Source organism: Gracilibacillus alcaliphilus (assembly GCF_016909015.1).
GTDB classification, from domain to species: Bacteria; Bacillota; Bacilli; order Bacillales; family Amphibacillaceae; genus Gracilibacillus; species Gracilibacillus alcaliphilus.
In genome coordinates, this window is sequence record NZ_JAFBFA010000029.1 from 50,851 (window position 1) to 71,956 (window position 21,106).

Annotated in this window: 19 protein-coding genes and 1 other annotated feature; of the genes, 17 read left to right on the plus strand and 2 right to left on the minus strand. The window is 40.3% G+C overall.

Annotation, left to right across the window (positions count from 1 at the left end):
• Positions 1-20: 20 nt before the first annotated feature.
• The 6 genes from ruvA to yajC are packed head-to-tail and all read left to right on the plus strand — an operon-like array spanning position 21 to position 4,330.
• Complete coding sequence (gene ruvA, locus JOD18_RS17880) at positions 21-620, plus strand: Holliday junction branch migration protein RuvA (protein WP_204670482.1); 600 nt, start codon at positions 21-23, stop codon at positions 618-620.
• A gap of 18 nt (positions 621-638) precedes the next feature.
• Positions 639-1,640, plus strand: a complete 1,002-nt coding sequence (gene ruvB, locus JOD18_RS17885) for a Holliday junction branch migration DNA helicase RuvB (RefSeq protein WP_204670483.1) — start codon at positions 639-641, stop codon at positions 1,638-1,640.
• Positions 1,637-1,837, plus strand: a complete 201-nt coding sequence (locus tag JOD18_RS17890) for a DUF2905 domain-containing protein (protein WP_204670484.1) — start codon at positions 1,637-1,639, stop codon at positions 1,835-1,837. Before ruvB ends, JOD18_RS17890 begins: the two co-directional genes overlap by 4 nt.
• Positions 1,838-1,864: 27 nt before the next feature.
• Entirely contained in the window at positions 1,865-2,893 is a 1,029-nt protein-coding gene (queA, locus tag JOD18_RS17895; RefSeq protein ID WP_204670485.1) for a tRNA preQ1(34) S-adenosylmethionine ribosyltransferase-isomerase QueA, read from the plus strand.
• 16 nt (positions 2,894-2,909) lie between these two features.
• Entirely contained in the window at positions 2,910-4,049 is a 1,140-nt protein-coding gene (gene tgt / locus JOD18_RS17900; protein ID WP_204670486.1) for a tRNA guanosine(34) transglycosylase Tgt, read from the plus strand.
• A gap of 17 nt (positions 4,050-4,066) precedes the next feature.
• Entirely contained in the window at positions 4,067-4,330 is a 264-nt protein-coding gene (gene yajC, locus JOD18_RS17905) for a preprotein translocase subunit YajC (RefSeq protein WP_204670487.1), read from the plus strand.
• Positions 4,331-4,425: 95 nt separating this feature from the next.
• Here yajC and JOD18_RS17910 read toward each other — a convergent pair whose 3' ends face one another.
• Positions 4,426-4,803 carry a TIGR04086 family membrane protein gene (locus JOD18_RS17910; protein ID WP_204670488.1) on the minus strand — a complete coding sequence of 126 codons (378 nt, stop codon included), beginning with the start codon at positions 4,801-4,803 and terminating at the stop codon, positions 4,426-4,428.
• Between the two features lie 129 nt (positions 4,804-4,932).
• Between JOD18_RS17910 and JOD18_RS17915 the strand changes: the two genes are divergently transcribed.
• The gene (locus tag JOD18_RS17915) at positions 4,933-5,607 is read left to right on the plus strand and encodes a DUF421 domain-containing protein (RefSeq protein ID WP_239588200.1); all 675 of its coding nucleotides are present in this window, start codon (positions 4,933-4,935) and stop codon (positions 5,605-5,607) included.
• Between the two features lie 88 nt (positions 5,608-5,695).
• Here the strand turns inward: JOD18_RS17915 and spoVB are convergent, their stop codons facing one another.
• A complete protein-coding gene (gene spoVB, locus JOD18_RS17920) occupies positions 5,696-7,255 on the minus strand; it encodes a stage V sporulation protein B (RefSeq protein ID WP_204670489.1) in 1,560 nt (519 codons plus the stop codon).
• A gap of 363 nt (positions 7,256-7,618) precedes the next feature.
• Here spoVB and JOD18_RS17925 point away from each other — a divergent pair, with 363 nt between their 5' ends.
• The 10 genes from JOD18_RS17925 (at position 7,619) to aspS (ending at position 20,636) form a co-directional block, all read left to right on the plus strand.
• Complete coding sequence (locus JOD18_RS17925) at positions 7,619-7,909, plus strand: post-transcriptional regulator (RefSeq protein ID WP_239588201.1); 291 nt, start codon at positions 7,619-7,621, stop codon at positions 7,907-7,909.
• A 317-nt stretch (positions 7,910-8,226) separates the two neighbouring features.
• Positions 8,227-10,488, plus strand: coding sequence for a protein translocase subunit SecDF (gene secDF / locus JOD18_RS17930; RefSeq protein WP_204670490.1), 2,262 nt, complete (start codon positions 8,227-8,229; stop codon positions 10,486-10,488).
• A gap of 207 nt (positions 10,489-10,695) precedes the next feature.
• Positions 10,696-11,049 carry a LapA family protein gene (locus tag JOD18_RS17935; protein WP_204670491.1) on the plus strand — a complete coding sequence of 118 codons (354 nt, stop codon included), beginning with the start codon at positions 10,696-10,698 and terminating at the stop codon, positions 11,047-11,049.
• 57 nt (positions 11,050-11,106) lie between these two features.
• Positions 11,107-13,416 (plus strand): single-stranded-DNA-specific exonuclease RecJ, encoded by a 2,310-nt coding sequence (gene recJ, locus JOD18_RS17940; RefSeq protein ID WP_204670492.1) that lies wholly within the window; start codon positions 11,107-11,109, stop codon positions 13,414-13,416.
• A complete protein-coding gene (locus JOD18_RS17945) occupies positions 13,406-13,918 on the plus strand; it encodes an adenine phosphoribosyltransferase (protein ID WP_204670493.1) in 513 nt (170 codons plus the stop codon). Before recJ ends, JOD18_RS17945 begins: the two co-directional genes overlap by 11 nt.
• A gap of 313 nt (positions 13,919-14,231) precedes the next feature.
• Complete coding sequence (locus JOD18_RS17950; protein ID WP_204670494.1) at positions 14,232-16,436, plus strand: RelA/SpoT family protein; 2,205 nt, start codon at positions 14,232-14,234, stop codon at positions 16,434-16,436.
• A 20-nt stretch (positions 16,437-16,456) separates the two neighbouring features.
• The gene (gene dtd, locus JOD18_RS17955; RefSeq protein WP_204670495.1) at positions 16,457-16,921 is read left to right on the plus strand and encodes a D-aminoacyl-tRNA deacylase; all 465 of its coding nucleotides are present in this window, start codon (positions 16,457-16,459) and stop codon (positions 16,919-16,921) included.
• Positions 16,922-16,997: 76 nt separating this feature from the next.
• Entirely contained in the window at positions 16,998-17,165 is a 168-nt protein-coding gene (locus JOD18_RS17960) for a hypothetical protein (RefSeq protein WP_204670496.1), read from the plus strand.
• A 57-nt stretch (positions 17,166-17,222) separates the two neighbouring features.
• Positions 17,223-17,447 (plus strand) — a binding site (T-box leader).
• A 162-nt stretch (positions 17,448-17,609) separates the two neighbouring features.
• Positions 17,610-18,872: a histidine--tRNA ligase gene (hisS, locus tag JOD18_RS17965; protein ID WP_204670497.1), complete on the plus strand. Its 1,263-nt coding sequence runs from the start codon at positions 17,610-17,612 to the stop codon at positions 18,870-18,872.
• Between the two features lie 9 nt (positions 18,873-18,881).
• Positions 18,882-20,636 (plus strand): aspartate--tRNA ligase, encoded by a 1,755-nt coding sequence (gene aspS, locus JOD18_RS17970; RefSeq protein ID WP_204670498.1) that lies wholly within the window; start codon positions 18,882-18,884, stop codon positions 20,634-20,636.
• The last annotated feature ends 470 nt before the right edge of the window (positions 20,637-21,106 follow it).

The following is a 21,106-nucleotide window of genomic DNA, read 5'->3' on the forward strand; positions in this document are numbered from 1 at the left end:
ATGAAGAGGGGATAAATGGTATGATTGCATATATACATGGTGAAGTAGCGGAAATAACCGAACAAGCGATTGTTCTGGATACAAATGGGGTAGGGTATGAAATGATTTGTCCAAATCCGTTTCGATTTCAAGCGGACATTGGACAGAAAATAAAAGTATACACCTATCACTATGTACGAGAGGACGCTCAGATATTGTATGGCTTTCAAAATCAAGAGGAGAAATTATTGTTTGCCAAGATCTTGAATGTTTCTGGTATTGGTCCTAAGGGTGCGCTGGCTGTACTGGCTACAACGAGTGTGCAAGATTTTGTTGTGGCGGTAGAACAGGAGGATGAGAAGTTTCTCACCAGTTTTCCTGGTGTAGGCAAAAAAACAGCTCGACAAATGATCTTAGATCTAAAAGGGAAATTGCCATTTAACTATACATTAGAAACTGGTACGATGGAGGAAAACATAGACTCTTCAAACCAGCAGGCTTTACATGAGGCATTAGAGGCTCTGAAGGCACTCGGCTATTCTGACCGTGAAATTAAACAGGTGAAACCAGCCTTAGCAAAAGAAGCCGAGGCAACAGCAGATACATACATTAGAAAGGGTTTGTCCTTGTTAATGAAGTAAGCAGAAAGGAGTTTCAGCATGGAAGAACGGATTATATCAGGTGAGTTGCGAGAGGACGAAATAACAGAAGAGTTAAGCCTTCGTCCGCAATTATTGAAGCAATATATAGGTCAACGGAAGGCAAAAGAAAATTTGGCCATTTTTATCGAAGCTGCCAAAATGCGGAATGAGCCATTAGATCATGTCCTGCTGTATGGCCCACCGGGATTAGGTAAAACAACCATGGCTCAAATTATTGCCAATGAAATGGGGGTTCAGTTTAAACAAACCTCAGGCCCAGCAATTGAACGTTCTGGTGATTTGGCTGCGATCCTTTCTTCTTTAGAAACAGGGGATGTTCTCTTTATAGATGAAATACACCGGCTTCCTCGCGCAGTAGAAGAGATTCTCTATCCTGCTATGGAAGATTTTTGTCTGGATATTGTAATTGGACAAGGCCCTAGTGCACGATCAGTCCAGCTTGATTTGCCACCATTTACCTTAGTAGGTGCCACCACACGTGCTGGATTACTGTCGGCACCGCTTAGGGATCGCTTTGGTGTGTTATCTCGCTTGGAATTTTATGAGGTCGTTGATTTATCTGCAATTGTAGAACGAACGGCTACCATTTTCGAAACGGAATTAAACCAATCGGCTGCAATTGAGATTGCCCGAAGATCGCGTGGGACACCAAGGATTGCCAACCGTCTCCTTAAAAGAGTGCGGGATATTTCACAAGTGAAAGGTGAGTCCGCCATTTCATTAGACACAACGAGACAAGCGTTACAAATGCTGCAGGTTGATCAAGAGGGATTGGATCATATTGATCATAAATTGATGGAGGCAATGATGGATGGTTTTAATGGCGGACCGGTTGGACTGGATACGATAGCAGCTTCTATTGGAGAGGAATCACAAACGATTGAAGATGTCTATGAGCCTTATTTATTACAGCAAGGTTTTATCCAGCGCACGCCTCGTGGCAGAGTGGTCACACCAAAGGCCTATGCTCATTTTAATCGGGAGGTGCCAAACGCTTGACGGAGTTCGGAAAAATCTTTATTGTAATAGGGATTGTGTTTATTATAATCGGCTTGATTTGGGGATTTATTGGAAAGCTCCCTGGCGATATTAGCTTTAAAAAAGGGAATGTATCCTTTCATTTTCCCATTATGACCTCTATTGTGGTCAGTATTATCTTAACGATTATTCTGGCTGTGATCAGCCGTTTCCGATAATGTAAATTAGCTAGAAGGAGTAACCATATGGAAATTGAAGACTTTGATTTTAATCTGCCGGAGGAACTAATTGCACAAACTCCACTGAAGGAACGTACTCATTCGCGTTTAATGGTATTAAACCGTGAAGAGCGTCGTATTTCTCATCATCATTTTTATGATATAGCGTCTTTTTTGCAAGAAGGGGACTGCTTGGTCTTAAATAATACAAAGGTATTACCGGCAAGGTTATATGGTGTGAAAGAAGATACAGGGGCAAAAGTGGAGGTCCTGTTATTGACGCAGCTGGAAGAGGATAACTGGGATGTGTTAGTAAAACCGGCTAAGAAAGTAAAAACAGGTACAACGATAAGCTTTGGGGATGGCAGACTAACTGCTACATGTCTCGAAACGAAGGAACATGGGGGCAGGGTATTACGTTTCCGCTATCAAGGTATCTTCTATGAGGTATTGGATCAATTAGGAGAAATGCCATTACCGCCATATATTAAAGAACAGCTAGAAGAGAAAGATCGTTACCAAACTGTATATGCTAAAGAGCAGGGCTCTGCTGCAGCACCTACTGCTGGACTGCATTTTACCGAAGCATTACTTAAATCCTTGCAGGAAAAAGGGATTGAAATCGCCTTTATTACTTTGCATGTCGGCTTAGGTACTTTTCGCCCTGTTAGTGTCGGCAGTGTAGAAGATCATGAGATGCACGCCGAGTTTTATCAAATGACACAAACAACAGCAGATCAGCTCAATGCCGTAAAAGAACGAGGCGGACGCATTATTTCTGTGGGAACAACATCAACAAGGACATTAGAAACGATTGCAAGAGATACCGGAGGGCGTTTTGAAGAACGCAATGGCTGGACGGATATCTTTATTTATCCACCTTATACTTTCCAGGCCATTGACGGTTTGATAACGAATTTTCACTTGCCGAAATCCACCTTAATTATGTTAGTCAGTGCCTTGGCGGATCGAAATTTTATCCTTGAGGCCTATCAACAAGCCGTTGCAGAACGCTATCGTTTCTTTAGTTTTGGCGATGCAATGTTAATTTTGTAAGGAGAGGAAACAGACAATGACTGCGATCAGATATGAACATATCAAGACATGCAAACAGACAGGGGCGCGGTTAGGGAAGGTGCATACACCACATGGTACCTTTGATACGCCAGCCTTTATGCCGGTAGGAACATTGGCTACGGTCAAGACAATGAGTCCAGAAGAATTAAAAGAGATGGGCGCTAATATGATTCTGTCCAACACCTATCATTTATGGTTACGGCCGGGAGAAGATATTATCGAAGAAGCTGGCGGATTACACAAGTTTATGAATTGGGACGGCTCCATACTTACCGATTCAGGCGGATTTCAAGTCTTTAGCTTAAGTGATTTAAGAAAAATTGAAGAAGAAGGCGTCCATTTCAGAAACCATTTAAGTGGAGAGAAGCTGTTCCTTTCACCAGAAAAATCAATGAAAATTCAGAATGCACTAGGTTCTGATATTATGATGGCCTTTGATGAATGCCCGCCATATCCAGCTGAGCATGACTATATGAAAAAGTCGGTAGAACGAACAAGTAGATGGGCAGAAAGATGTCTGGAAGCACATCAGCGCAAAGATATCCAAGGTTTATTTGGAATTGTTCAAGGCGGTGAATATGAAGACTTGCGCCGATTAAGTGCACAAGATTTAACCTCCTTAGATTTCCCGGGTTATGCTATTGGCGGTTTATCTGTGGGCGAACCAAAAGATGTGATGAATCGTGTATTAGAATATACTACTCCTTTATTACCGGCAGACAAGCCGCGCTATTTAATGGGAGTAGGTTCTCCAGATTCATTAATAGATGGAGCAGTCCGCGGAATAGACATGTTTGATTGTGTCCTGCCAACAAGAATTGCCCGTAATGGTACTTGTATGACATCCGAAGGCAGATTAGTAGTGCGTAATGCTAAGTTTGCCAGAGATTTCACACCGCTTGATCCTAATTGTGACTGCCATGTATGTCGCAACTATACGCGTGCTTACATTCGTCACCTGGTCAAAGCGAATGAAACGTTTGGTTTTAGACTTACTACTTATCATAATCTATATTTTCTGTTAAAATTAATGGAGCAAGTTCGTGAAGCAATTATGCAGGACCGACTTGGTGATTTCAGAGAAGCATTCTTTGAGCAATATGGTTTTAACAAGCCTAATGCAAAGAACTTTTAAGAAGGGAGGCAATATGAATGGAGATTTTAGCAACTTTTGGACCACTTGTTCTAATGATTGTGATTTTCTATTTTCTTTTAATTAGACCACAACAAAAGAAACAGAAACAAGTGAATCAAATGCAATCCGAACTGCAAAAAGGAGACAAGGTCATTACAATTGGCGGTTTCCACGGTACGGTTCATGCGCTAGATGAAAATCAAATTGTACTGATAGCTGGTGATGGCTCTAAGCTTACATATGATCGCTCGGCAGTACGCGACGTAGTAGAAAAAGGCTAACAGACCCAGATAATAATACCAAGGCCATAGGTGCCTTGGTATTATTTATCTTCCTCATTAAATGCTCACATAATGGAACTAATAACTTGCCACATCTATTTATGCCCTTCTGGTTTTGCTATATTGACACCGATAATGGATCCGATAATGGCAAGAAGTAGGTAAGCGGTATAATGAACGAACTCAACGACAGTGAACGCGGCTTCTAAGCCTAAAAAACGGTAACTGGCAACAATGAGACAGTACAATAAGCTTGTTGCTGCTCCTACAACAATCCCCTTATGTTTGGCTTTCAATCCAGCAATAACCCCTCCTGTAAACAAAGCAAGAAAACTAAGCAGCAACACAGATAATTCAAGTGTGGACTCTCCTAAAGATGTAAAACGCAAGAGTAAGGTTAAAATGACACTTGCAATCAGCATCATACATAGTGAACTTAGTACCCCAAACATGACTCCGACAACGATCCGCAATATGATCCACCCCTAACACTTTTCTTATAATATATGCATGTCCCTAGGCAGCTAGAAGCAGACAACGAATAAACATATAGATTTGAGGATAAGCTAATAGATAATGTTTGTTTAAAGGAAGTGAGATGTTTGGGTATCGAAGAGGCTTTTTTGCTTATAGCTAGGACATTATTTTATTATTTTGCTGTCGTTGTCGTTTTCCGTTTAATGGGCAAACGGGAAGTTGGGGAATTAAGTATTTTTGATATCGTTGTTTATATTATGATTGCAGAAATTGCTGTCATTAGTATTGACGAACTGGACAAGTTTTTTGGATATGGCTTAATTCCAATGGCAGTATTGCTGGCAATTCAAAGGGTAACTGCTTTGATCTCCCTAAAGAGCCCTTCATTTCGAAATTGGTTTGAAGGCAAGCCGGCTATTATTATCTCACAAGGCAAAATTGATGAATATCAGATGAAGAAAAATCGTGTCAATTTTGATGATCTTATACAGCAATTAAGACAGCAAGGGACAAAAAGTATTCAGGATGTTGACTATGCTATTTTGGAACCGTCAGGAAACTTATCTATTATTGAAAAAGAAAAAAATCAAGTTTCTACGGATCAGATCAACGGTCTTGTCATGCCTCTTATTATAGATGGAAGGTTGCAAGAACAAGCTTTACTTCAATTAAAAAAAGATAAGCAATGGCTGCTGGAAGAATTACAGAAAAGGAATTTTCAGACGATAGAAGAAGTGTCTTTCTGTTCAATAGACAATCAGAATGAATGGTATATTGATAAGAAAAACGAGAAGATATAAACATATAAGACAAGCAGCTCTAGGCATGTGAAGGAATAGCCAATGAAAGGCCTCTCTCCCTGTTAACAGTTAAGGAGAGAAGGCTTGCTTAAGGATGAGAACGAGGATTTGGTGATTTTTTAAGCTGTTTCAGTTCATCAAGCCGGATAAATTGCAGACCGAATAGAAACAGGATATAACCGGCAAATAAAAGCAGGAGAATAATAACGAATAGTAAGTGATTGCCATGTTCAAATTGGAATACATGAAGCAGTAATTCTCCAAGCCAAAATGTTAAGCCAATCAAGGCAATCATCTTTATCAGCATAACAGATGAAAGATGAAAGTGAATAGACTTGTACAAGGTAATCAGGTGCAGCACGGTTCCAATAATCACACCGGCACACATAGCAATTGCGGCACCAAATATGCCGATTTGCGGGTTGGTTGCTAACACAATTAACACAACGAATTTAATAATGGTAGAGATGATATTGTTCCACATTGCCTGCTTGGCCAAATCCAATGCTTGTAAAGACGCATTTAATGGGAATTGGATATACATAAACAGAAAACAAGGTGCCATTATTTTAAGAAATATACTGGCATTTGCTGTTCCATACATATATTGAAGGATAGTATCAGCAAATAAGGTCAGCAGTACGGTGGCAATCGCTCCCGAAGCAAACGAGATGCGAATGGCCTGATGGATACGGTAATGAATACGCTGGGAATGTTTTAACGCCTCTGCTTCACTTAGATTTGGAACGAGTGCAACGGCGAGTGAATGAGTAATAAACGTCGGTAAAAATAATAACGGCAGTGCATATCCAGTTAACATACCATATTGTTTGGTAGCTACCGTTGCTTGGTAACCTGCCAGTGCGAGACTTTGTGCAACTAAAATAGGTTCTAAGAAATTGGCGGTTGAATTAACCATCCGGCTGGCTGTGCTGGGAATTGCAATGGAAAAGAGCTGTTGCAAAGTCTGCTTCCCTGTCTTGATATACTTCCAGACATTTTTTCTTAACTTGATTTGTTTTTTCAGTTGGAAGGCATGCATCATGTACCATAGGGAAATGGCTTCCCCAATAATAACAGAAATCATTGCTCCAGCCGCTGCATATTCGACGCCATAAGGAGCCAAATAGCTGACTAAAATCATGACAAAGGCTATCCGTACGATTTGTTCAATGACTTGAGCATAACTTTGTGGTTTCATATTTTGTCTGCCTTGAAAGTAACCACGGATGACTGCAGACACGGCACTGATCGGTATAATTGGAATAATCGCCATCATCGGATAAAAAACTCGTTCATCTGTTAGCAAATACTGTGTAATATAAGGTATAATCATAAACATGATGAATGAAGAAATGATGCTGAGTGAGACGGTAATCGATAAGGAGATGATCAAGATTTGTTTGATTTTATGGTGATCGCGTTTGGCTTCTGCCTCAGCAACACGCTTGGCAATGGCGATCGGCAGGCCCACTTGCGAAATGGTATACATTAAAAAAAGGGTAGGCAATGCCATGTTGTATAAGCCAATCCCTTCTTCACCCATCAAACGTGCTACAATAATTCGGTTGATAAAACCCAGAAATCTGGTAATCATACCGGCTGCGATTAATATCAATGTCCCTTTTAGAAAATTTTGTTTGGTCACTTTGATCGACCTGCCTTCTCAAATAGAAATTTTTCATATACAATGAATTATATGCAATAGAAGAGGACAGGCATGACAAATTGAGGGAGTTTTTTTATACTAATTAAAAGATAAAATAAATCTTGCCTATCAATAGACGGATTTTATCTATTGATGATGGTTATACGGAGTGGCCTGTTTGTGAATTTCTTGCTTAAGTTTGTTAAGCTCAAATGAGCTAATATCCTGATAAGCTTTGCAAGTCACTTAATATAGCAGTGTGATGTTTGCTCCCGATGAATAAGTCACTTTAATCCACCAAGTTTAACTAGAGTGGTCATTCAGGATGATTATGAGTCTAAGTTTTAGAAATAGGGGGTTATCATGATGAGGAAACCAGTAGCAGCTTGGAGAAATGAAGTCACTGAAATATTAGAAAGCAAAGTAGAAGAATTCAAAATGTTAGACTATTCCAAAGTAACAAGTGATGATATATGGAATTGCCTGAAAGAAAAAGTATGGAAGGGCGAACCAGAGAAATCCCTTTCAGAGCTTATTCAAGATATATATCATTTGCCAGCGAACTTATTTATAACTTATCTAACGCAAAAAACATGGACAGATAGCAATCTGCAGGAATCATTAGACGCCATTTTAGGGAAGAATAGTACCTAAAAACAACTGCTATTATTCAAGTTAGCTTCGTAAAAACGGCTTCTCGAAGCAGACATTACACGGCTAAACCGTACTAAGTATATCTCTTGGTTTGGTAGTTATAATTGCCCGTTTAAGCTGTCATAAGGGATGACAGCTGGCAAATATAACTCATAATGTAATTGACGATATAATCATTGTTTGGCTGACTACCTGAGAAAGAAGTTAACTGGTTAATCAATAGGACGGTACAAACAAGGGTAAATGAACGAAGTGGAAACGGCAGGTTCCCCATACCGTAAGATGGAATGGGTTGATAATTTAGGGAGGATTTATAGATGATAAAACGAGGAAGAATTGTTGCCTTTTTTCTAATGATTATTATATTTGGGGCAACAATCGGTACTACATATTCTGGAGTGGCCAGCAAAATCAACCTTGGGCTGGATCTTCAAGGTGGATTTGAAGTGTTATATGAGGTCAGACCGCTAGATGATGGCCAAGAAATAGATCGCAGTGTATTAGAAGCCACCGTGTCTAATTTAGAGCGTCGTGTCAATTCAATCGGGATCAGTGAGCCTAGTTTTACAATTGAGGAACCCGATCGAATTCGTGTACAATTAGCAGGAGTGGAAGATCAAGAGCAAGCTAGAGAAATGCTGGCAACTACAGCAGAACTGTCATTTCGTGATGTGAATAATAAGAAATATTTAGATGGTTCTGATCTTCAAGAAGGAAGTGCGCGACAGGATTTTAACCCTGAGACCAATCAACCGATTGTAAGTGTCAAATTCCGAGATGCCGATGCATTTGGGGATACAACACAAGCGATTAGAGATGATCCGGATGTCCCGAACCGTGTCGTTATTTGGATGGATTATGAAGAGGGAGACAGTTATGAAGAGGAACTTGGTAAGGAAGACTCGAAGGTTGTTTCTGATCCAGGGTTCCAACAGGTGCTGCGTACGACCGATATTATGATCGAGAGTTCCACCTTTACGGTAGAATCAGCCCAGCAATTAGCCGACTTATTGAATGCCGGTTCATTGCCTGTCGATTTACATGAAGAGTTTTCTACTTCAGTTGGTGCCCAATTTGGACAGCAAGCTTTGGATAAAACGGTTTTTGCAGGCTTTCTTGGTGTACTGCTAATTTTCATTTTTATGATTGCCTATTATCGCTTCCCTGGTGTTATCGCCGTACTTACACTAAGTATTTATATTTATTTGGTATTACTAGTATTCCAGTTAATGAATGGGGTATTGACATTACCAGGTATTGCAGCTTTAGTGCTAGGGGTCGGCATGGCGGTAGATGCCAATATCATCACCTATGAGCGAATCAAAGAAGAGCTCAAGGAAGGTAAGTCCGTCAAGACAGCATTTAAAATCGGTAACAAGAATTCGTTCGTTACTATTCTGGATGCCAATATTACTACGATGATTGCGGCCGCTGTACTATTTATATTTGGTTCTAGTTCGGTCAAAGGTTTTGCCACCTTATTACTAGTAAGTATTGTCTTAAGTTTTGTAACAGCAGTATTTGGTTCCCGGCTGTTCTTGAGTTTATGGGTGAATAGTAATTTCTTGAAAAATCGTACTAGCTGGTTTGGTGTAAGGAAAAACCAGATTCGTGATCTGAATAGTAAAGAGGAAATACAGCCTACTGTATTTGGCCGTTATTTTGATATTGTTAAACACCGCAATAAGTTTTTCGCACTGTCTATTATCTTAGTGGTGGCTGGTATTGTCTGCTTAGCTGTATTTCGCCTGAATTTAGGAATCGATTTTATCGCTGGTTCCCGGGTAGAGGTGCTTGCTGATCAGCCTGTTAATGCCGAACAGATTGAGGAATCATTTGAACAAGTGGAATTGGAAGTAAGTGCACCGGTCGTTATTTCTGGTGATAATGAAAACATTGCCGTTGCCCGTTTTTCAGAGCACCTTTCTCAAGAAAAAATTGCAGAGATCAGGGCCCAGTTTGAAGAGGAATATGGACATGCGCCTACGGTTAGTTCAGTTTCACCGATTGTTGGTCAAGAGCTGGCCAAGAACGCCTTATTGGCTGTGTTATATGCTTCGCTAGGTATTATCATTTATTTGGGCTTTCGCTTTGAATTCTATTATGGTGTGACAGCCGTAATCGCCTTACTGTATGATGCATTCTTTATCTTAGCCTTGTTTGCTATTACTAGGATGGAGTTCGATATTACAATTATTGCAGCCATCTTGACGGTGGTCGGTTATTCGATCAATGATACGATTGTTACCTTTGACCGAATACGCGAGAATTTAAGGAAGAAGAAAAAGGTTAAATCTTTTGATGAATTAGCAAAGATAGTCAATGATAGTTTGATTCAGACACTGACAAGAAGTATTAATACCGTGCTTACCGTGATTTTTGCGGCTGTGATGTTGTTTTTATTTGGTGCACCTGCCATTACCAACTTCTCCTTCGCCTTAATCGTTGGTTTACTTGCAGGTACGTATTCATCGTTATTTCTTGCTGCCCAACTATGGCTCGTATGGCGAGGGAAGTCTATCAAGGAAAAACCGATTATCTATCAAGAGAAAAAATACAATGATGGCCCACAAGTGTAAGCAGTGGGCTAATAGATCAAAAAAGCTGGGCATAATGCCTAGCTTTTTTATGGGAAGATAGGGTCGTTGTAAAGACGAAATCAATTAAGTTTGGTACAATAAACAGGCTAACTAATAAATTAAAGGCTTATTCTATTTTTCTTTGCATGTATAATAAATAAAAGGGTATATAAGATAGAGACACTAGTTTTTCTAGGAGGGATGGAAATGAAAGGTCAAACATATATCATATCTGCGGTTGTATTTGCACTAATTATCGCTATCTTTGCTGTAATCAATGTCGATGCCGTAGAAGTGAACTATCTTTTCGGTACAGGTCATGCACCGCTTATTCTGGTTATTTTATTTTCTGTCTTAATGGGGGCGCTTATTACAGCGGCAGTGGGATTGGTTCGATTAATCCGTGTCCATCGGGAACTAAAGACCGTAAAGATGGAGCTAAACACATTAAAAGCACAAGAGATGCCAATTGTTGATGTTAACTCAGAGCCGGAAACGACGGACACATATGAGGTAGAACCAGAAAAAACATTGGAGCAACACTCGCAACATCATAAATAATAGTATTTGCTACCCCTGGTACACTTTAGGTATAATAAGTGAGTCAGGGGTGAATTTATGTTAGAGAGTCAATCAAATTGGAAATTTACATATAAACAAGAAAATAATATTGATATCAATCTGTTAGCTGGGTTAAATGTATCACCTGTTATTAAAGAGCTGCTTATACAGCGAGGCATTGAAACGAATGAGCAAGCAGAACAATTTTTGCATCCTTCTCTAGAAGGATTACATCCCACCAGCCAGTTTACTAGTATGGATATGGCTATCGAAAGAGTGAAACGGGCGATTGAACAAGGAGAGAGTATCCTGGTTTATGGTGATTATGATGCAGATGGAGTAACATCGACCACCGTAATGGTAGAAGCCTTGAGAGAGTCTGGCGCTATGTGTGACTATTATATTCCTAACCGTTTTACAGAGGGGTACGGCCCGAATGAAGCAGCCTTTCAAGAAGCCTTCCGCCAAGGATTTCAACTGATTATTACGGTTGATAATGGGATTGCCGGAGATAAAGAAGTTGCCTTAGCAAACGAATTAGGAATTGACGTTATTATTACGGATCACCATGAGGTGCAGGAAGTGATCCCAGAAGCATATGCAATTATCCACCCGAAATGCTCAGAACAATACCCATTTAAGGAATTGGCTGGTGTTGGTGTTGCTTTTAAATTTGCTGAACATCTGCTTGGCTATTTTCCTAAACAATTTCTTGATTTAGTGGCGATAGGGACAATTGCTGATTTAGTGCCATTACAAGGAGAAAATCGCATCTTGACCTACTATGGGTTACAGGCGATCACAACTACATCCAGGATGGGCATCCAGGCTTTGAAAAAGCAATGTCAATTGGAAGACTATGTGACGGAAGAGGACATAGGTTTTCGGATTGCTCCTCGTCTGAATGCGGTTGGCCGGCTGCAAGATGCAAATCTGGCAGTGGATTTGTTATTAACAGAAGATCCGGAAGAGGCAGAAGAGTTGGCAAGCTATATTCAAGGTCTTAATACGGAAAGACAGAAGATTGTTGCCAATATAACGGAAGAAGCAATTGCTCTTTATGAGGAACAAGCGAGTGAGCAAAAGGTCATTGTGGTAGCGAGAGAGGGGTGGAACCAAGGGGTGCTAGGTATTGTCGCTTCCAAATTAATTCAGGCTTATCATCGTCCTGCCATCGTGCTGGCCCTTGATTCAGAGGCAGGTCAAGCTAAAGGATCGGCACGAAGTATAGATGGTTTTGATATGTTCAAAAACTGTATGGAGTACCGGGAATTGTTTACTCATTTCGGCGGACATGCACAGGCAGCTGGCATGACTTTACCTGCCGACAATATCGATATATTACGTGAGAAACTAGGTCAATTAGCTGATGAACAGTTAAAGGAATCTGATTTTAAGCCGCAATTACTGATAAATGGGGATATCACTATCTCTCAAATAGATATGGAATTGATAAAAGAAATGCAGCAACTTGCCCCGTTTGGGATGGGGAATCCGAAGCCTTTGTTTCATATAGAGGCAGTTCCTGCCGAAATCAAACAGATAGGAGCAACCAAAAATCATCTTAAATTAAAATTTACAGAAGAGGGCACTCAATTAGATGCGGTTTGTTTTGGTTTTGGTTCTTCCTTCACTCAGTTGGCAAAAGATACTGTAATGGAGGTTATTGCCGAACTTCAAGTAAATGAATGGAATGGGATTCGCAAACCGCAGCTAATGGTAAAGGATATCGCAGTATCTAGCTGGCAATTGTTTGATTATCGCGGAGTAAGGAACTGGCAAGCGAAAATGGAACCGGCCGTTAACCATATTTGTGTCAGTTTTCGTGAGAATCAAAACAGGGATTCGATTTGTTTTTGGGAAGACGCGTTGGCTGCTACTACACCGGTTGATGAGCTGTTTCTGTTAGATATACCTTATCAATTAGAAGATTTAAGTAATTTATTACAACAACTTCATTTTAAGCGGCTATTTCTTTGTTTTGAGACGACAAACAGCAGTTATTTTACCTCATTGCCTTCACGTGAGGAGTTTAAATGGCTGTATCAGTTATTGCGGCAGAAGGGAAGTTTTGATTATAAAGCAGAGGCTCCTAAATTAGCACAGTATAAGGGATGGAAACTGGACAAAATTAAGTTTATGTTCCAAGTATTCCATGAACTAAACTTTGTCACACGCCAAGGAAAAGACATTATCCCAACCAATAGTCCATCTAAGAAAGATTTAACAGAGGCAACAGTATATCAGGAAAGAAAAAAACAAATACAATTAGAGGAAATATTGGTATACTCTTCTTATAAACAGTTAAGGGAATGGATAAATCAGCAAGTAGAAAAAGAACAGGAGGAAGTAGTCTATGGATTATAAGCAGTATATAACACTTGTCGAAGATTGGCCGAAAAAAGGGGTGCAGTTCAAAGATATTACTACTTTAATGGACAATGGAACTGCATTCAAAGCAGCTGTGGAAGAAATTGTGGAATATGCGCAAGATAAACAAATCGATTTAGTCGTTGGACCAGAAGCGAGAGGATTTATCGTTGGTTGTCCAGTTTCTTATGCACTTGAAGTAGGGTTTGCTCCAGTAAGAAAAGAAGGTAAACTGCCTCGCGAAGTGGTCAAAGTGGATTATGGCTTAGAGTATGGCAAAAATGTGCTAACCATTCACAAAGATGCTATTAAGCCAGGGCAGCGAATATTAATTACCGACGATTTATTGGCTACCGGGGGGACTATTGAGGCAACCATTAAATTAGTTGAAGAATTAGGCGGAATAGTTGTAGGTTGTGCCTTCTTAATTGAATTGACCTATTTAAACGGCCGTGATAAATTAGATGGCTATGATGTGTTAACATTGATGCAGTATTAAGCCAATGATAAGAAACATTCGGCTCAAAAGCCACAATTTATCGTTAGTCAGTTTTGATCGGGGAACATTCCCTTGATTTGCGAAGGAAATAGACCTCTTATAGAAAAAGGTAGATATGCAGGTGAATGTGTCTGTGTGTCTGCCTTTTTCTATATAGCAAAGAAAAAATGAGTGTTAAGTTAATGATAAATAAAAATGTCAGGGCTAATTAGTGTTAAATAAAGAATTTTAAGAGGAAAATTGCTAATTTTTCTGTTATGATAGGTATACACGTTTTTTCGTGCATAGTATAACTTAGTAAAAGGTGATCAATATGGCAAAGGATAAAATTTTAGCACCTGAGGATGTATTTAAAAAGGCGGAAGAATACTTGAATGATGAAGATGTTGCGTTTATTAAGCGTGCGTATGAATTTGCTGAAAAGGCGCACGAAGGACAATTTCGGAAATCAGGAGAGCCTTATATTATTCATCCTGTACAAGTGGCAGGGATATTAGTTGATTTAAAATTAGACCCAGAAACGATCGCAGGTGGTTTTCTGCATGATGTCGTGGAGGATACAGCATACACCTTGGAAGATATCGCTGCAGCCTTTAATGAGGAAGTGGCCATGCTTGTTGATGGTGTTACCAAGCTTAGAAAAATTAAATATATGTCGAAAGAAGCCCAACAAGCGGAAACACATCGTAAAATGTTTATTGCAATGGCAAAAGATATTCGTGTCATTTTGATCAAATTAGCTGACCGTCTACACAATATGAGAACCTTAAAGCATTTACCGGCAGAGAAGCAGCGCCGCATTTCCAATGAAACGCTGGAAATATTTGCACCGCTTGCTCATCGCTTAGGTATCTCCGCTATTAAATGGGAATTAGAAGACACCGCTTTACGGTATTTGAATCCTCAGCAGTATTACCGTATTGTTCACTTAATGAAACAAAAACGTGAAGAACGCGTTTTCTATATTGATGAGGTGATTAACGAGGTAAAAAAGCAGCTAAATGATGTCCATATTCAGGCAGAATTATCCGGCAGGCCTAAACACATTTACAGTATTTACCGCAAAATGATGCTGCAAAAAAAGCAGTTTAATGAAATTTATGATTTGTTGGCCGTCCGAATTATCGTATCGAGCATTAAAGATTGTTATGCCGTTTTGGGGATTATCCATACCTGCTGGAAACCTATGCCTGGCCGTTTCAAAGACTATATTGCTATGCCGAAACCAAACCTATACCAGTCTTTACACACGACGGTGATCGGGCCGAAAGGGGCACCATTAGAAGTACAGATCCGTACACAAGAAATGCACGAAATCGCAGAATACGGAATTGCGGCCCATTGGGCATATAAAGAAGGTAAGAAGGTAAATGCTTCTCAGCAATCGAATGAGGACCGTTTGGCTTGGTTTAGGGAGATTTTGGAATGGCAAAACGATGCCAATGATGCTGAGGAATTTATGGAATCATTGAAGGTGGATCTGTTCTCAGATATGGTGTATGTCTTTACACCTAAAGGGGATGTCATTGAGCTTCCTAGTGGCTCGGTTCCGATTGATTTTGCTTATAAAATTCATACCGAGGTAGGTAATCATACGATTGGGGCAAAGGTGAACGGCAAAATTGAACCGCTTGATTACCAATTGAAAAACGGAGACATTATAGAGATGATGACTTCAAAGCATTCTTACGGACCTTCTCAAGACTGGCTGAAGCTGACGCAAACATCACAAGCCAAAAATAAGATTAAACAATTTTTCAAAAAACAAAAACGGGAAGAGAATGTGACCAAAGGCCGTGAATTGGTAGAGAATGAGCTGCGGGAGATGGACTTTGAACCGAAGGAGATCATGACTGACGAGAATATTCAAGTCGTCTTAGATAAATTTAGTTTTTCTACCGAAGAAGATATGTTTGCAGCTGTTGGTTACCATGGTATTACTGCAGCTCAAATCGTTACAAGGCTGACAGAGAAAATCCGTGAACAGCAGGAAAAGAATAAGGCTATTGAAGAAACGATTGAAGAAGTAAATGCAAGCGGGCAGTCGATGCGGCATAAATCCAAAGGAGAGTCTGGTGTTCGAGTAGAAGGCGTAGACAATATGCTTATTCGTCTTGCAAGGTGCTGTAATCCGGTTCCTGGGGATGAAATTGTCGGTTATATCACGAAAGGGCGAGGTGTCTCGGTACACCGGGCGGATTGTCCGAATATACAGACAGCGGAAGCAAAGGATCGACTGTTATATGTTAATTGGGAAAACGAGCAATCGGAATCGCGCTCTTATCACGTAGATCTCGAAATATCTGGTTATGACCGGCAAGGCTTGCTTAATGAGGTGCTCCAAGTGATTAACGAGTCGAAAACCAATATCATGGCGGTAAATGGACGTTCCGATCGGCAGAAAATTGCCATTATCCATATTAATATCCTCATTCATAATAATAATCATTTGAAAAAAATAGTAGATAAATTAAAGCAAATACAAGATGTTTATACAGTAGAACGAACGATTCATTAAAAGGCAGGTAGTTACGAAATATGAGAGTAGTATTGCAACGAGCGAAACAAGCATCTGTTACGGTGGATAATGAAGTAATTGGCGCGATCGACAACGGATATCTGGCGTTAGTCGGTATTACCCATGCTGATAGTGAGAAAGACATTGACTATTTAGTCAACAAGATGATCCATTTGCGTATTTTTGAAGATGAAAAGGGCAAGATGAATTTATCTTTACAAGATGTTGGCGGAGCAATCTTGTCGATCTCACAATTTACATTGTATGGGGATACAAGAAAAGGGAGAAGACCCAACTTTATGCAGTCGGCCAAACCGGAACAGGCAGAGCGATTGTATAACTTGTTTAATCAAAAGCTGAAAGAGGCAGGAATTCATGTGGAAACAGGCCGTTTTGGTGCGATGATGGATATCCGTTTGACGAATCACGGGCCAGTCACCATCATGTTAGACAGTGATCATCAGAAAGATGGTACACCATCCTAATCTTTTTCATATGTATAAATATAGATAGCAAAGGGGAAACTATCTGCAAGCACTCCGAAATGAAGGAGATTATTCCATGAGATTTAACGATAGGCAAGTACCCCAGTTGATGACCAGTAATCGATATCTGAAGGCGGTTCATCATTATCATGAACTGCAGTGTCGCCATTATCAACAAGAGTTAGCGGCACCTTTTACTATCTTTATGCATACGTCGCAAAAAATGACAAATCGGCGTAAATAGGCTTGACAAATGGCAACAAAAACAATTATGATATAAACAATTCATTTTTAGCTAACATGAAAACCGTTGAAGGAAAAAGTAGCCGAGAGTTAGTTGCAAAGAGAGAGAATTCCATTGGCTGTAAGAATTCTTGCAAACTGCCTTGTGTGAAAGACATTCTGGAGGTGTTATACTGAAATCAAGTAGGTATAAACGTAAACAGGCGTTAACTGTTTCGAGTGGAAGTAAGTTTGACATACTTCAACTAGGGTGGCACCACGGGTATAACCTCTCGTCCCTTTTTACAGGGATGAGGGGTTTTTCTATGTTCTTTACCGTGGTAAGGAACATACAGATGAGAAAAATAAAGAATAAAGGTTCGGTTTAAGGGAGCAAAAATGAAACAAAGCATGTAGATTTTTTGAACGACTTCTAAAAATGAATAAATTAAGAGGAGGAAATGAAATGAAAGCCCCAAGAGGTACGCAAGATTTATTACCTGGTGTGACAGAGAAATGGAAATATATTGAAAATGCATTGCAAGAATTGAGTCGAAACTTTCATTATAAGGAGATTCGCACACCAATCTTTGAACATACCGAATTATTTCAGCGGGGAGTAGGGGATACGACCGATATTGTGCAAAAAGAAATGTATACCTTCACTGATAAAGGGAATCGCAGTATTACCCTTAGGCCGGAAGGAACAGCTTCGGTAGCGCGTTCGTTTGTAGAACATAAATTGTTTGGTTCACCTAATCAGCCAACAAAACTGTTCTATTTTGGACCGATGTTCCGCTATGAACGGCCACAACAAGGGAGAATGCGTCAATTTTTTCAATATGGAGTGGAAGCACTGGGGAGTGCAGATCCAGCCATTGATGCCGAAGTGATCTCTTTAGCTATCAATGCCTATCGTGTCTTTGGTTTACGCTCCTTAAAATTAGTAATTAACAGTCTTGGGGATCAAGAGAGCCGTGAGAATCACCGTCAGGCATTAATTGATCACTTTCTGCCGGTAAAAGACGAATTATGCAGTGACTGTCAGGCACGTTTAGAACAAAATCCATTACGGGTACTGGATTGTAAAAAGGATCGTGATCATCCAAAAATGAAGACAGCCCCGTCCATTTTAGACTATCTTACAGAGGAATCGGCTCAGTATTTTGAACAAGTAAAAGGCTACTTGGATGAGATGGGAATTTCTTATCAAGTGGACCCGAACTTGGTGAGAGGTTTGGATTACTATAACCATACTGCATTTGAAATAATGAGTGATGCAGAAGGCTTTGGGGCAATTACTACATTGTCTGGCGGCGGCCGTTATAATGGTTTAGTGCAGGAATTGGGCGGACCGGAAACACCGGGGATTGGTTTTGCCTTAAGTATGGAGCGATTATTAATGGCTTTAGAGGCAGAAGGAATTGAACTTCCAATTGACGAGCGGCTTGACTGTTATTTAGTGGCGCTTGGAGAAGAAGCAAATCGTAAGGCGGCCGCAATCGTCAATCAGCTCCGCCTCGCAGGTGTTCAAACAGATCAAGATTATCAAGGGAAAAAATTTAAAGCACAGTTCAAGGCAGCTGATCGATTACAAGCCAAATATGTACTGGTGCTGGGTGAAGATGAACTGGCAAACCAGCAGATTGCTGTAAAGAATATGGAATCCGGCCAGCAGGAAACCATTGCTCTAGATCAATTAATCGAATATATGAAAACACGACTTTAAGGGGGACTTATGATGCGAACATTAGCAGGGACACTGCGTAAAGAGCATGTAGAAGAGAGTGTAACACTAAAAGGATGGGTACAAAAACGCCGTGATTTAGGTGAAATCATTTTTATTGATCTGCGTGATCGTTCCGGTGTCGTTCAAATTGTAGTGAACGCAGAGAACGGTAAAGACGTTCATGCGATTGCTGATAGCGTGAGAAGTGAATATGTGATTGAAGTAACTGGGAAGGTATTAGAACGTGATGCGGAGACAGTAAATCCTAAGATTGCAACTGGAGAAATTGAGGTTGTGGTCGATGAAATCATTGTGCTAAATGAAGCAAAAACACCGCCATTCTCATTGACTGATGAGGTCGACGTATCAGAAGATGTGCGTTTGAAGTACCGTTATTTAGATTTACGACGCGAAGTCATGCAGGAGACATTCAAGCTTCGTCACCAAACAACACAATCTATTCGCGAGTTTTTAAATCGTGAAGCTTTCTATGAAATGGAGACACCAATGTTGACAAAGAGTACACCAGAAGGAGCACGTGATTATTTAGTGCCAAGCCGTGTACACGAAGGCTATTTCTATGCACTGCCCCAATCCCCTCAATTGTTTAAGCAATTGTTAATGGTGGCTGGTTTCGAGAAGTACTATCAGTTTGCCCGCTGTTTCCGTGACGAAGATTTACGTGCAGACCGTCAGCCAGAATTTACGCAAATTGATATTGAAACATCTTTCTTGTCTATGGATGAGATTATCGATATGACAGAACGAATGATGAAAAAGGTGATGCAGGATGTTAAAGGCATCGATGTGGAAACCCCTTTCCAGCGCATGCCTTATGATGAAGCGATGGAACGCTATGGGTCAGATAAACCAGATATTCGTTTCGGTATGGAACTTGTTAGCCTGTCAGAGGTTGTAAAAGATTCTAGCTTTAAAGTATTCCGCCAAGCAGTTGCTGATGGCGGCAAGGTAAGCGGCTTGAATTTAAAAGGTAAATCAGATCATTATTCTCGTAAAGATCTAGATAATATGACGGAGTTTGCTAAGATATACGGTGCCAAAGGTTTAGCATGGCTGAAAGTAGAGGAAGAAGCGCTTGTCGGCCCAATTGCCAAATTTTTCTCTGAAGAGGAACAAACACAATTCCGTAGTCTGCTTGAGGCAGAAGCTGGAGACATTCTTTTCTTTGTAGCTGATAAGAAGCAAGTAGTTTATGATACGTTAGGCGCTTTACGTATTAAACTAGCTAAAGACCATCAGCTTATTGATGAAAGTATCTTTGCCTTCTTATGGGTAACCGACTGGCCACTATTAGAATATGATGAAACAGAAGGTAGGTATCATGCGGCACACCACCCATTTACGATGCCTGCAGATGATAATTTAGATCAGTTAGATACAAATCCTTCCTCTGTAAAGGCGCAAGCCTATGACTTGGTGTTAAATGGTTATGAACTTGGTGGAGGTTCTTTACGTATCTATCAACGCGAAATGCAAAATCAAATGTTTGAAAAGCTAGGCTTTACCCAAGAAGAGGCAGAAGCACAGTTTGGTTTCTTATTAGATGCACTAGAATTTGGTGCCCCGCCACATGGAGGAATTGCCTTAGGATTCGACCGCTTGATTATGCTTTTATCAGGACGTACCAATTTACGTGATACGATTTTGTTCCCTAAGACAGCTTCTGCTTCTGACATAATGACAGAGGCACCAAGCACTGTTGATACTAAACAGTTAAATGAACTGCATCTTCGCTTGAAGTAAGTCACAAAAGAGGTTGTTCAAAAAGTCCAATCAAAATGACATGGCGAATCTCTGTGTTGACAGTAGAGGAACTTCTACTAAAACCGTCCACATCGTGTGGACAACGCAGAAGTCACCACCTCCTGTGCAATTCCGTTGCTCAAAGATTGTGCCGCTTTGCACTTAGATGTACAGGACGTCATGGTTTTAGCCTGCCGACGCACACGATGTGCTAGTATTGGTGTTGCAACAAATGGTTTCGGCGGGGCGAGTAACCGCAGTCCCGGACGTTGCGAACTTAACTGGGGTCCTTTTACCGAATTTTTTGAACACGAACGATAAGCCGTTCATTCTAAGGCAGTAATGGTTTGATGATGAGTGTAGATTTTAAAAAAGTGTATGTGTAAAATAATACTCGAAAGTGATAAAAAATCCCCTAGCCAAAAAAGAGAAGGTACTCTATCATAAAATGTATGCTTTGCAGGGCATAA